This is a genomic window from Paenibacillus sp. J31P316 (genome assembly GCF_056269105.1).
Genome location: NZ_JBWDNI010000003.1, coordinates 860964 through 874264, shown reverse-complemented (window position 1 = coordinate 874264; position 13301 = coordinate 860964). Strand labels below are relative to the sequence as shown.

Sequence of the window (13301 nt, the reverse complement as noted above, 5' to 3'; positions counted from 1 at the left end):
ATGAGGAGAGGGGATCGTTTGCCCCTCTTTTTTCTGTGCCTATTTTGGACATAATAACCGCGGGAGGCATGATGAAATGAAGGATTTACACGAAGGACGCTTATACTGGCAGGAAACGCTGCAGAGCCCTAAGACTTATTCCGCGCTAACGGAAACGGTGCATGTCGATGTCGCGATCGTCGGAGGCGGCATGTCGGGTGCCATCAATGGCTACTTTCTCGCCCGTCACGGTCTGCAAACGATTGTTTTGGAGCGGGACCGGGTCGCCGGAGGCAGCTCGCTCGCCAATACGGGATTGCTGCAGTTCTGCAACGACGTCATGCTGACGGATCTGATCGCCCAAATCGGAGAACGCGATGCGGTGGCCTTTTACAAAGCGTGCGCGGAAGCGGTACAAGAGCTGGCGTCCATTGCCGAGTCGCTGCCCGCGGAGACAGGGTTCGTTCGCAATAGCAGCCTGTACGTCGCGAGCTCGGAACAGGATGTGCCGAAGCTGAAACAAGAATACGACGCCCTGTCGACGAACGGGTTCGACGTCGAATACTGGGAGCCCGAACAGATCCATGCTCATTTTCCGTTCCGAAAACCGGGCGCGATCGTCACGCATGGCGACGCGGAGGTCAATCCGTATCAATTCGTGCATGCGGTCGTGGACGAAGGCGTGAACCGATTCGGCCTGATGGTTCATGAGGAATCGGATATCGTCGATCACGTCAGCGACGAGGCGGGAGACCATCTTCTGAAAACCGCTTCGGGAGCGGATGTACATGCCAAGCATGTCATCTATGCCATCGGCTACGAGCCGGAAGAGCTGCGCGGACAGCTCATCAAGTCGGAGATGGACCGAACGAGCGTTATCGTCACGGCCGCTCAGCCCGATGTATCCCCTTGGCATGGCCGTTTCTTGATTTGGGAGACCGCTCGTCCTTATTTCTACACGCGCTTGACCGCGGACGACCGAGTGGTCGCCGGCGGCTATGACGAGGTCGGCGGACAGCCGCTGTCCGGGCACAACGCAAGGGAAAAAAACGCGAACAAATTGGCAGGGCGCGTCCACGAGCTGTTCCCTTCCTTTCAGGCGGAGCCTGCCTATGAATGGAACGCGACCTTCGGGATTTCGCGCGATAATCTGCCTTTCATCGGGGAGGACCCCAAGTGGCCGCATGTCTATTACTGCCTGGGCTACGGGGGCAACGGCACCGTCTACAGCATGATGGGGGCAGCTTTGCTTCACGATCTCATCCAAGGGCGCAGCAATCCCATCGCACCGATCATCGGCTTGAGCCGTCCATCGCTTCAGAACGCGTAGCCGGCTCTGCTTGGGTTCTCGTCGACCTTGACCGTTCATCATTTATTGCCAACGAAAAAGCCGCCCCATCACAGGAGCGGCGAAAGCATTCTAGCGGCAACCTCGCCTGCCTTCTGCCAGGCGGGGCGCTGCTGAAACTCCGATCGGTTCATTTCCTCGCAGTCTTTCAAGTCCATCATGAAATCGTCCTCCAGCCGCTGGATCGCCTGCGCGTCGAACAACAGGGCATTGATCTCGAAATTGCTGAAGAAGCTTCGCATGTCCATGTTCGCCGTTCCGACCGAAGCGAGCAGCTCGTCCACGATCATGACTTTGGCATGAACGAAGCCTTTGTGATAGCGGTATACCCGAACGCCGGCCGCCAGCATCTCTTCCACATACGAGAGCGAGGCGAACAAGACGAGCTTCGTGTCGGCGACGTACGGAATGATAATTCTGACGTCGACGCCGCTCAACGCAGCCGTCCGCAACGCCATTAGCACGCTAGGATCCGGGATGAAGTAAGGCGTGGTTATGTAAATCCGCGTTTTTGCCACCGCGACGGCCGCGAACACGCACTCTAGAATAGCGGCTTCCTTGTTGTTCGGACCGCTAGCCACGATCTGCACCTGTTCTCGGCCCACGCAAGCATGCTTCGGCATATAGGCCGGCCCCGTCAACCGTTTCTTGGCGGTGAACCACCAATCCTGCATGAACACTTCCTGCAAGAAATACACCGCATCCCCTTGCACCCGCATATGGGTGTCGCGCCAGAAGCCCAGTTTCGGATTGCCGCCGAGATACTCGTCGCCGATATTGATGCCCCCGACGAAGCCGGTCAGCCCGTCCACCACGATGATTTTACGGTGATTGCGGAAATTCATCCGTTTGTTGAAGAAGGCCACTCTCGCCTGCAAGAAGCATTTCGTCTCGATGCCCGCCTCCTGCATCTCTCGAATATAACCGGAAGACAGCTCCAGGCTGCCGAGGCCGTCATAAATGAGGCGCACCTCCACTCCTTCGCGAGCCTTCCGGATGAGCGCATCCTTGAACTTGCGTCCGATGCCGTCGTCCCGGATCGTATAATACTCCACATGCACGTGATGCCGAGCCCCTTCGATCGCTTCCAGAATCGACGCGTACGTCGCCTCGCCGTTCGTCAGCACCTGCGTTTCGTTGCAGCTCGTGATCGGCGCGAACGGCATGCTTTGCAGCGTATGGTACAACCGCTCCTGTTGGAGAAACTCCTCGCCCCGCATGTCCTCCAGCCGATTCACCAGCTGGCAGCGCATTACAGCCTGCAGCTTATCGGCTTCCGTCACGACTCCCCGCCTGCGCAGTGTACGCCTCCTGCGGTATTCTTGCGCCAGGAAGTAGTAGACGACGAAGCCGATGATGGGCAGCACGAACAGGATCAGCAGCCAGGCGACGGTTTTGGAAGGATGCCGGAATTCCAGTACGAGAATCGTCGCAATTTGAAAAATAAAGACCACGAGTATAACCAGCGCCCAAATCATTGCGTTCCCCCTCTTTGCCCCGCGCTGCGTTCATCTGTCTAGCTTTCGCTCTCGCAACGGGGCGTATGCATCCCGATAAGGCATGTTTCTAAGCTTGTAAGAATAAATAGCTATTAGCACGTTACCACCGGGGGAGGAGGATGAATCGACGGATGTTTAAAGAATCCAGAAAAACCGACTACGCCGAGACGTCCATCGGACTAGGGACGCATGTGGAAGGCAAGCTGGCGAGCGATGGCGCCATTCGGATCGAAGGGGAATTTCGGGGCGACATCGAATGCAAGGGCGACGTTATCGTCGGCGAGCACGGAATCGCGCGCGCCGGCATCGTCGCCAATGACTTGACGGTCGCGGGCAAGGTATACGGCGACATCACCGTGAAGGGGCGCCTGACAATCACGGCTTCCGGCCAGCTGCACGGCAACGTGCTGGCGCCCGCGATTCTCATTCAGGACGGAGGGATCTATAACGGCAATTGTCGCATGGAACGCCAGACGGAGCCCAAGTCTCGCCCTGTGCAGGAGGGCGATTCGACGCAGCATTCGCATTCACAGGCCAAAGAGAACGCCGGCAAGGAGAAATCCCGTCAAGCCGGATAAACAGACGAAGAAGGGGAGCGCCAGCCGGTCAGAATGACGGCGGAACTCCCCTTCTTCGCTTGCTTTTACTTTATTGCACGACTTCGCTAATTGTACGACTTCGCTAATTACACGACTTCACTTATTGTACGACTTCGTTTGTTGTGCGATTTACCATGTTACCAACCGGTCTCTTTATCCGCCCACTAGGTCGCAACATCGCGTCGATTGAAGACATACCAGGTGATGGCGACGAACAAGATATAGTAACCGGCCAGCACGCCTAACGAGAAGCCCATCGTCAAATTGTGCGTGATCTCTTCGCTGCCCAGGTACTGCTTCAAATTCAAGTGCAGGAACAGCAGATAATCCACCCATGCATAATCCAGCATGCTGAGCAGGCCGCTCGCGATGATACCGAAGAAATAGATGAACATCGACAGCCCGATCGCCAGCCCCCCGCTGCGGAACAGCGTCGAGAGCATGAAGCTGAGCGTGACGATCATAATCAGTCCGATATAATCGAGCACATAGACTTGAAGCATGTAGCTGAACGGCCCGGAGTTATTCGCCACGCCGAGTGCCTCGTTCGCTGTCTTGGCATCGCCGTAACCGAACAAGATGAGGTTCAGAACGAACGAGCTGATCAGCATCACGATCGACATGAGCAGCGCGAATTGGAGCAGCGCGATATACTTGGACAGCAGGATCTTGGAGCGGCTCCACGGCCGGATCAGCAGAAGCTTAATCGTGCCAGAGGAGAACTCGCCCGCCACGCTTTCGGCCGAAACCACCACCGTGAAGATCGTAATCAACAGGTACGTGAACGACTCGATATTGCTCATGACGTTCCACAAGGAGCCTGTGCCATTGTCATCGAATACTTTCGATAAGATACTTACAACGACGACGATCACTAGGATGATGGCAAACATGATCCACGTGCCGATACGCCGGTAAATCTTCATATTCTCGTTACGGACCAGCTGCAGAAAATTATACAAGCGGACTCCCTCCCGTCATCTCGAGGAACTGATCCTCAAGCGATTTGTTCAGGACGCGAATGCCGTACACTTGTATACCCGCTCCGACAAGCTCCGCGTTGATACGCGCGACCGTCTCCCGGTCCGCCCGCACAAGCGCCCCTTCATCCATCCGAGCCGCTTCGTGCTTCGCCAGCAGCGCCACGGCGTCGTCCGGCCGGTCCACCTCGAACAGCACGGATCCGGTCGTGTCCGCCAATTGCGCAGCGGATTGGATAATTCGCACGTCAATCAGCTTGCCGCCCTGGATAATGGCGACCCGGTCGCACATCAGCTCCATCTCGCTCAAGAGATGGCTGGAGACGAAGACGGCAATGCCCTCTTCCTTGGCCAGCTTGCGCAAATAATCGCGCAGCTCGCGAATGCCTGCCGGATCGAGGCCGTTCGTCGGCTCGTCCAGAATGAGGAGCGAAGGCTTGTGCATGATCGCCTGCGCTACGCCGAGGCGCTGCCGCATGCCGAGCGAGTACGTCTTCACTTTATCGTGAATGCGTTCCTTCAGCCCGACCAGCTGGACGACCTCGTCGATCCGTTGTTTCGTAATGCCCGGTACCATCCGCGAGAAGTGAAGCAAGTTCTGAAAGCCGGTCATGTACTTATACATCTCCGGATTCTCGACGATGGCTCCCACATGCCGGATGGCCTTCTCGTAGTCGTCGCGGACGCTGTGGCCCCCGATCAGCACGTCGCCCTTCGTCATCCGCATCAAGCCCACCATCATGCGGATCGTCGTCGTCTTCCCGGAGCCGTTCGGCCCCAGGAAGCCCAATACTTCCGCCGGTGGAATGTCCAGCGTTAATCCGTCTATGATCGTTCGTCTGCCGATCACCTTCGTGACTTGCTGAAGCCTTACAATCGGCTGCTCGTCCGAAACGGTCACATATGCCATTTCCGTACCCCCTGTATCCGCGGTCATGTCACGCTTTGCCGCGTATCATCCCCATCAGTATACCGGATGCAGGAAGCGATTGGAAGGTTTGACAGATACGAATGGCATTAGCTGAAGACCAGCGGACGATCCTTCACGAATTCCGTGCCGATCACGTCGAACTCGCCGTAATGCGGCGCTCCATCCGTACTCAAGCTGCTCATGGTCGGTTGATTCGACTCCGTTGCCTTGCTCATGCAGCTTCTGCAGCAGCCAAGCGGATACACGATTCGATAAAATCCGGTCATGAACAATTTGTCCGCTTCGTGATTGTCCATCATTTTTCCACAGCTTACGCAATAAAATTGATTCTTGTTCGTCATATTGAGCCCCCCTTGTCGATGTAACGCGTTCTTTCTATGTATATACCATCTGTAGCAAAGTATGATTAATAATGTTACGTTTCGTATCGCAAACATAGAATATGACAAATATCGCTACCTGTCAATACAGTTCGTTGGAGAAAGATGAAGAAAGACGCGTATTTTGTCTTGTATGCGCTTCCAATTAAAAATATTTTTATGGATTCATGGATGCGGAACAAAACAAAAAAGCTTGATTGCTCAAGCTTTCGGCATACAGTTCTATCGATTGTTCTGTGTTGATCGTCCTATTCCAAGCAAGTCTCTTCGTCGCGGATCATTGGATTATACGGAAACGCATTATTCGGAAACGAGTTTCTGAACGTCCTCGGCTACTTTTTCATTGGCAAGCAATCCGGTGTTAATCCAATAGTCGCGGTCAACGCTGAATACATGACCCTCTTTCACCGCATTGAGATTCTTCCATATCGACGTATCGTAAATCGTGCCGAAATCTTTATTTTGGAGCGGATCGGCGCCGTCTACCTGCATAAGGAAGATGTAGTCGGCATTTAGCTCAGGTAGCACTTCGAGGGAGATATCCTTCCAATCGCTGCCTTTGGCCGCCTCCGGTACTTGGAAACCGAGCGTTCCATATACCACTTTGCCGCTGTAGGTCAGATCTTGCATGACGGAAAACGACTTATCTGAAATGAGCATGATCGCCGCTGTTTTGCCCGCTATTTTGTCCTGCAGGCTTTCCTTGATTCCAGCCATCTTCGTGTCGTATTCCTTCAACGCTTCATTCGCCTTATCGGTCCGATTGAGCAGATCGCCAAGGGTCAGCAGCGTCTTTCTCCAATCCTTCGTCGCGTCTTGGAATACGTAGGTCGGGGCGATTTTGGCAAATTGATCATAGGCGTCATCCTGCGCGCGTACGGCGAACGGTACGATGAACAGATCGGGCTTGAAGCTTGCGACTTGTTCAGGAGGCAGCTTGATAAAGTCCAGCTTGGGAACATCCTTCAGCTGCGGCTGCAGATAGTTCAATAGAAGCGCGCCGGCAGACCACTGGGCAACGGGCTGAACGCCGAGCGAGAGCAGCGCATCCTCCAGATAGGGGGCGACAATTCGCTGCGCATCGACAGGGACATCGACTTTATGGCCAAGCTCGTCATCCACGACGCGAGGTGTCGCTTGATGCGTCGCATTGGCGGCAGCGGTATCGGATGTTGAATCTGCCGCGGCCGTTGATTCGGCATCCGATGAGGATGAAGAATCTGCTGCTGCAGAATCGTTGTCGGTGCTGCCGCAGCCGAACAAAGCCAGCGATAATACGATCAGCATGATGGCGAGATGAAGCTTTTTGGTAGTATACATAGGTTCCTCCTGATATTGATAATCACTATCACTCAGAAACTATACCCCGCTCACGCTAGTTTGACCATGACTAATGCTAGGAATAACATGGACGATTCTAGGAAAACAGCTTGTCGATTGCCTTCAATATTCGAACATTGCCCATGGCGGAATAATCAAACCACGGGTCTGGTTGAATCCGGTACACGCTATGATTGCGAACGGCGCGCAAGTCATTCCATGCTGGCAAGTTCGTGATGTTCGTCCATAGCTCTATCGACCGAGGGTCGTCTGCGACAGCCACCAGCAGCTTGTCCGGATTGCAAGCCAGCAGCTGCTCTCTAGTGATCGGCTCGTAGACTTTATCCGCACGATTCTGACCGGCAAATCGCAATCGCAGATCATTGTACAGCACCGTGCCTAGATTACGGGTGCCAAACTGGTGAATCTGACCGTTCAGCACATGGATGGCCATTACGCTGCTCTCTCCCAGATGATCGTGCAGCCTCCCGCGAATCTTCGCTGCCTGGTTATCGTATTTGTCCAGCCAGTGCTCTGCTTGCGCTTGCTCGCCCAGGAATTGGCCGACCAGCAGTAGATGCTCACGCCAATCTTTCTCCCACCAGGGGATAAATAACGTCGGAGCGATATGGTTCAATGCCGATTGATCGGCTTCAGACAGCCAATTGCCGGCGATCACTACATCCGGTTTGGCCTCCTGCAGCGCCTGAAGGTTGAAGACCATATTCGTATCCACGGCAGGATCTCTCAGATGAACCGGGATTTGCAGTTCGTACTTCTGTTTGTAGAACTGGCAGAACTCCCGATCCAGCGGTGCCGCAAAAGGAATGTGCTGAAGCGCCAGCATCTGTCCGGTCATCGGATAATGCAGGGAAGCGATTCTGAGCGAGCTCCTTCTTGCGTAACGGGAGGGCGATACGCCCGTCACCCGTTTGAATTGGCGGCTGAAATAGAACGGGTCCTTGTAGCCAACCGATTCCGCAACCTGATAGGCAGGGGCCCCCGTATCATCCAGAAGCCTTCTCGCTGCGTTAATCCGAACCGTCGTCAGATAGTCGATCGGACTTCTGCCAACTACTTTCTTGAAGATTTCCATGTAATAGGCCGGGCTGATGCCAGCCATGGATGCCAACGTTTCGATGGAAATTTCCTCGGCAAAATGATTGTTCATATAGACTTGCGTATGCTCCACTGCCGTTCTGGCGTTGGGCTTCCACGGGTCGCGCAGCCGATAGAGCTCATAGAGCAATTCCTGAAAGTAGACATGCCCGCGGAATCGTTCCAAGGCGTCCGCCGAGTTCGCAGATGTGACGATATTCTCGCAAAGCCTAATATAAGGCGCGGTTGCAGGCAGCGTCAGCGCTTCGAAGATGCCGGCTGCTTCATGCCGCTCGATAATGAATAAAAATCCTTGGGCTTTATCAAGCTCCGCCTGCGAGGCGTCGAGGCCAGCGTTACGACCGGAAGCAAAGTAGGCCTTGCCCGCTTCCAACCGGGACGAAGTTGATCGCGTAATGACAAGGAGCATGTCCATTTCAGCGAGATGAGGCAAGGCGGGCCACACGCTTTGTTCGCTTGTGCGTCGATAGGCTTGAAGCATAGTACGTATCGCAGGCGCAGGGTGAGGGATATCCTTCAATGTCGAAACTTCCTTTCGAGGAGAACTAAGGCAGACTAAGGCAGACTAAATAAAACTAAAGCAAACTAAAGCAAACTAAAGCAAACTAAAGCAAACTAAAGCAAACTAAAGCAAACTAAAGCAAACTAAAGCAAACTAAAGCAAACTAAAGCAAACTAAAGCAAACTAAAACAAGCAGGCCTCTGAGCGAGATATATTAAGCCGGCCTCTGAGCGAGAACCATCTGTAAATGATAATATTTCTCAATTAAATCTGTCAATTGGATACGGATTTCTGCAACGAGAAAAAGCCGCTGCTTAGAGCGACTTCAAAGAGCCAATGAATAGAATCACGAATAAAGTCGTATGGGGAAGTGAACAGAGTCGTAAATGGGATAAGTGAGTAGAGTCGTAGGGACAGTGAATAGCTGCCCCAAGGACGGATCCCAGCCCGTACTCCGCCTGCTATTGTCTCTTATCGATGACTGAGGCTGTCGGCTCCAGCGAGGCATCCAGCATCCGCCGATACAGATCATAGATACGCTTCTGCTCCGGAATCATGAGCCGCAGCTTCTCCTTCAATGCGGCAGCCAGCGCGCGGCGGATTCCGGGATCCGGCGTGAACTCGCAGCCGTAGAGGTATTGATTCTCGTCCAAGCGGCGCCAATTGAAATGCCCTGCCAGACTGAACTGCCACTCTCCGAAGGAAAGGTTTATTCGAATCCTATAGTCCCGGCTGACGGGAAAACGAAGATAGGTAAGGAACTGCATGCCCGTTGGACTGATATCCTGAATCAGTACGGAAGCGGACTTGGTATCCACCGCCATGCCGTTAATTTCCGAGATCGCAACGTCGGCCTTCACGCCGCCCCATATCCGGATACGCACTACATTGCGCCTGACTTTATTCAGCTTCCGCTCCATCCGCTATCCGCCTTTGACATTGAATTATGGATCCCCTGCTCCGATATCGCTTACAAATGTTACAAAATGTAACATGACAGGCATGACGAAACACACCGCCTTAGATAATCCGGTTCCATTGGATACGGCTTGCCGCGTCCAGCTTCTCCGAGTCCGCCAGCAGGTACCGGCGATCGTCCAAATCGGTGATGACCCAGCGGCCTGGCGCAACCGAATGAATATGATCATGCGCGTTCTCCGTCATAAACGTCGTCCGCCCGAAATCCGTCTGAACGTCCCACGTCCATAAGGACTGCTGCTTGCGGATCGACAAGATCCGTTCGATGACCGGAATGAGGTACAGCAGCTTCAGTTCCTCCTGAACGATTTGCCGGCTGATATCATCGAGCTTGGTTAAGCTGCTGATCAGCATCAGCTCCTCGCCCTCTTCGCTCCGGACGGAGATATACTGATCCGGCAGCGAGTAAGGGAAGGTGCGGACCAGCTTGACGCGTTCATACCGCAAGCCGTTCATGTCGAAGACCAAGCAGGCTTCTCTGCGGAACGACATTTGGAATCGGGCAATTTTCTGCTTCAAATAGATTAAGTTACTCATCGCGTCACCCTACCTCGAGAGGTTTCTCGGACATCTGTTGCTGCGCTCGCGGACCAACGTGCCGCAGCCTTCGACAATCTTAATAGAAGAAAAACAACCTGAAAAAACAATACATAATTGACTTTAAATTTAATTTATGATACAAATTGTATCATGTCAAGTAGAATATCTGTCACTCATTGCGATGGTCTATTCGGTTTGATAAGACCAAAGTAGCCTCCAATTCCCGTCTACATACGCTGCAAAGCAATTCTGATGAATATCGAAGTCGCCATAGGGCGATTGAAAAGTCTGCTTTACGGGCATCTCGTACACATTCGCGATTGGCTTCGCTAGCGCATTCATCTTCCATTGGGCCAGTCGTTTCGGCGAGCCGACCTCTACCTGAAAAGTCGTCACTCCGAAACCCTGAAGCATAATATGCGCCCTCTTTTGAATATAGGCTGCCTTGTCGAAGTGTTCCTGCATGAGCGGATGGAAAATCTCCCACGAGCTGCCGAAATCCCCCAATTGTTCGTATGAGTAAAACTGCTTTATTGCCGCCCGCGCCTGCTGCTCCTGGTTATTAAAACCCATCTTGGATGCTGTATTGCGCCAAGTCATCCAAATGACAATCACGACGAACGCAGCCAAAATCAGCTTATGAACGATTCCACTTCGATGATTGCGACCATGCCTCATCCTCTTTACCTCCTTGTCCAGTAAGGGTACTTCACATTATGAGACGTTGGCGCGATTTAGACCGTTCGATAAACCAGCCGGCATTCATAGAGCAACCAAACCCTCTTGATTTACTAGTTACGGTGCTTTTCAAGTCATTGGACCATTAGTAAAGAAAGCAAAAATATTCGAGGAGCGGATTTCTGTGAAGAAAAAGATGATCACGGCCGGAATCATGACATCAATCATAGGGTTTTCGATAGGCGCCGGTGCCTTTGCGGCAACCGCATCGATTAAGTTGATCGTAAACGGGAAACTCTCCAATGCTGAAACCAAATTAATCAACGGAACGACTTATATTCCAATTCGCGCCGCTGCAACGCTTCTTAACGTAGATATAAAGTATGACGCTGCATCTCGATCAGTTATTCTTTCCAGCGATGGAACAGCGCAAAACTTGCAATCTTTCAAGGTGGATGTCAGCCTGGATAACGGGCCGATGAAACTTCTTGTTTCAAAAGTCACCTTCGACCCTGCATACAAAGAATTTTCGTTATCCCCTGAGATTACGCCTGCCATTATCCTCGATGTCACCGTGGAGAATACGTCGGACGATAAATTGATTTGGTACGTAGACGAATCGCAACTTGTATTAAACACAAAAGAGCAAGCAGAAGATACACTTTTTTCCAAGCAAAGGATTACTGACCAATTCAACGGAAAAGTAAAAAAGAATGGCAAAATTATATTCCCGGTAAAGAGTAAATTTGACGAGATTTCAAGTCTTCGACTACTAACGAAATACGTGAATGATTCCAATTACAACAAGATTGCTGATGACAAAGAAATAACGATTACGCTTCGATAACGAGCGTCGTTGTGTTCTAATTGAATAGCTCATATGATTCAAACGGCACTTGGTACAGCTAAATTATTAATTGACTGATAGGTTCATTATGGTAACATTGATACGAATTGTATCATTCATAAAATGCAGTTTTCATTTTGTTTTTCGAGTTACATAGTGATGGTCTGAAGAAGACGAGAAAGGTGGCTATACCTGGGATGAGGACGAAAAAAGTTTATTACCAATCCACATGCGTGTATCTGACAAAAGTAATGGAAAGGGGATCGAAATGAGTCACGTCGTTCTTTATAGCATCGCATTCTTGGTTTCATTATGCCTTGCCCTGACGCTTACTCCGCTTGTTATTAAGCTCGCTTATAAGGTCGGGGCAGTCGATAAACCGAACCACCGAAAAGTTCATACGAAGATCATGCCGCGTCTTGGCGGTTTGGGTATTTATGCTGCGTTTATCGGCGCTTACTTTGCCATTAAGCCGTTCATTCCGGAAGGATTATTTCGAAACTACGATAAGAATCTAATCGACGCCATGCTTGCAGGCGGTTCCATGATTGTCTTGATCGGCGCGTTGGATGACCGCTTCGAATTGTCGGCTAAGATTAAATTGCTCGGTCAAATCATCGCGGCATGCATCGTAGTATTCGGTTTCGGCATCAAAATCGAACTGCTGAATATCCCGTTCGGCGAAGCCATTCATCCAATCGCTTCGTGGATCAGTATTCCAATTACGATTTTATGGATCGTCGGCGTATCCAATGCAATCAATCTAATCGACGGCTTGGACGGCCTAGCTGCAGGCGTATCGGCTATCGCCATCGGCTCGATACTGGTTATGGCATCCATAATGGGTTTCGCACCGGTTATTCTGTTGAGCTTGTTGCTTTTGGGTGGTGTCATCGGCTTTCTAGTCTATAATTTTCATCCGGCAAAAATATTCATGGGCGATACTGGATCGTTGTTTTTGGGATTCGGACTGTCTACTTTGTCGATGCTCGGCTTTAAGCAAGTCACGATGGTTTCGTTCGTCACCCCGCTATTGATTATCGGAGTCCCGCTGTCGGATACGTTCTTCGCGATCATCCGTCGCTGGATTAATAAGAGACCGATTTTCGCTCCGGATAAAGGCCATTTACACCATTGCCTGCGAGAGCTTGGCTTCAGCCATCGACGAACCGTGCTGATCATTTATGCGATTGCGTCACTCTTCGGGGTTTCCGCGATTCTGCAATCCACCATCGTTCAGTCGGAAGCAGCGAATTGGATCTCATTCGGTATCATCCTGTTAGTCGTTTTCTTTCTTCAAATTGGTGCTGAGCTTATTGGAATTGTCGATAAATCACGCCGACCGCTCATCAGTTTCCTTCAGCGCCTGTTGCTTCGGACTGAGCAATCGCGATCGAAATAACAATTTATGCGCAGTTATCTTGGACATTTATAAATTCCATATTTTAAATACAAAGATGGTTCCTGTCCTCTGCAGGAACATCTTTGTATTGTTTATCGGTACTGACCAGCTTGAGGTGCGAGGCGGCACTGCCCCAATTCAGTCTAAACCTCCAATTATACTTCTTATCTTCTTATCCATATGAATAAAACTGACCCGA

The 13301-nt window shown here is 51.7% G+C and carries 13 protein-coding genes; 4 read left to right on the top strand and 9 right to left on the bottom strand.

The window, feature by feature from the left end; genetic code table 11:
- The first annotated feature begins 76 nt into the window (after positions 1-76).
- Positions 77-1309 (top strand): NAD(P)/FAD-dependent oxidoreductase, encoded by a 1233-nt coding sequence (locus AC0YNU_RS14715; protein ID WP_475757707.1) that lies wholly within the window; start codon positions 77-79, stop codon positions 1307-1309.
- A 68-nt stretch (positions 1310-1377) separates the two neighbouring features.
- Here the strand turns inward: AC0YNU_RS14715 and cls are convergent, their stop codons facing one another.
- Complete coding sequence (cls, locus tag AC0YNU_RS14710) at positions 1378-2805, bottom strand: cardiolipin synthase (RefSeq protein ID WP_475757705.1); 1428 nt, start codon at positions 2803-2805, stop codon at positions 1378-1380.
- Between the two features lie 152 nt (positions 2806-2957).
- On the opposite strand from cls, the gene AC0YNU_RS14705 reads away from it, so the two are divergent.
- A complete protein-coding gene (locus AC0YNU_RS14705) occupies positions 2958-3404 on the top strand; it encodes a bactofilin family protein (RefSeq protein ID WP_475757703.1) in 447 nt (148 codons plus the stop codon).
- A 185-nt stretch (positions 3405-3589) separates the two neighbouring features.
- Here the strand turns inward: AC0YNU_RS14705 and AC0YNU_RS14700 are convergent, their stop codons facing one another.
- From AC0YNU_RS14700 to AC0YNU_RS14665, 8 genes are all read right to left on the bottom strand, one after another.
- Positions 3590-4387 (bottom strand): ABC transporter permease, encoded by a 798-nt coding sequence (locus tag AC0YNU_RS14700; protein ID WP_475757701.1) that lies wholly within the window; start codon positions 4385-4387, stop codon positions 3590-3592.
- The gene (locus AC0YNU_RS14695; RefSeq protein WP_475757699.1) at positions 4380-5315 is read right to left on the bottom strand and encodes an ABC transporter ATP-binding protein; all 936 of its coding nucleotides are present in this window, start codon (positions 5313-5315) and stop codon (positions 4380-4382) included. The genes AC0YNU_RS14700 and AC0YNU_RS14695 overlap by 8 nt, the downstream gene beginning before the upstream one ends.
- A 107-nt stretch (positions 5316-5422) precedes the next feature.
- Entirely contained in the window at positions 5423-5677 is a 255-nt protein-coding gene (locus AC0YNU_RS14690; RefSeq protein ID WP_475757697.1) for a hypothetical protein, read from the bottom strand.
- Positions 5678-6016: 339 nt separating this feature from the next.
- Positions 6017-7036 (bottom strand): ABC transporter substrate-binding protein, encoded by a 1020-nt coding sequence (locus tag AC0YNU_RS14685; protein WP_475757695.1) that lies wholly within the window; start codon positions 7034-7036, stop codon positions 6017-6019.
- A gap of 97 nt (positions 7037-7133) precedes the next feature.
- A complete protein-coding gene (locus tag AC0YNU_RS14680) occupies positions 7134-8600 on the bottom strand; it encodes a helix-turn-helix domain-containing protein (protein ID WP_475757693.1) in 1467 nt (488 codons plus the stop codon).
- Between the two features lie 518 nt (positions 8601-9118).
- On the bottom strand, positions 9119-9577 hold the full coding sequence (locus tag AC0YNU_RS14675; protein ID WP_475757691.1) for a PilZ domain-containing protein: 459 nt from the start codon (positions 9575-9577) through the stop codon (positions 9119-9121).
- 100 nt (positions 9578-9677) lie between these two features.
- Positions 9678-10172: a DUF1854 domain-containing protein gene (locus AC0YNU_RS14670; protein WP_475757689.1), complete on the bottom strand. Its 495-nt coding sequence runs from the start codon at positions 10170-10172 to the stop codon at positions 9678-9680.
- A 189-nt stretch (positions 10173-10361) separates the two neighbouring features.
- Positions 10362-10853 (bottom strand): hypothetical protein, encoded by a 492-nt coding sequence (locus tag AC0YNU_RS14665; protein ID WP_475757687.1) that lies wholly within the window; start codon positions 10851-10853, stop codon positions 10362-10364.
- 184 nt (positions 10854-11037) lie between these two features.
- On the opposite strand from AC0YNU_RS14665, the gene AC0YNU_RS14660 reads away from it, so the two are divergent.
- Both AC0YNU_RS14660 and AC0YNU_RS14655 read left to right on the top strand, forming a co-directional pair.
- Positions 11038-11700, top strand: a complete 663-nt coding sequence (locus tag AC0YNU_RS14660; RefSeq protein WP_475757685.1) for a stalk domain-containing protein — start codon at positions 11038-11040, stop codon at positions 11698-11700.
- A 268-nt stretch (positions 11701-11968) separates the two neighbouring features.
- Positions 11969-13102: a glycosyltransferase family 4 protein gene (locus AC0YNU_RS14655; RefSeq protein WP_475757683.1), complete on the top strand. Its 1134-nt coding sequence runs from the start codon at positions 11969-11971 to the stop codon at positions 13100-13102.
- The last annotated feature ends 199 nt before the right edge of the window (positions 13103-13301 follow it).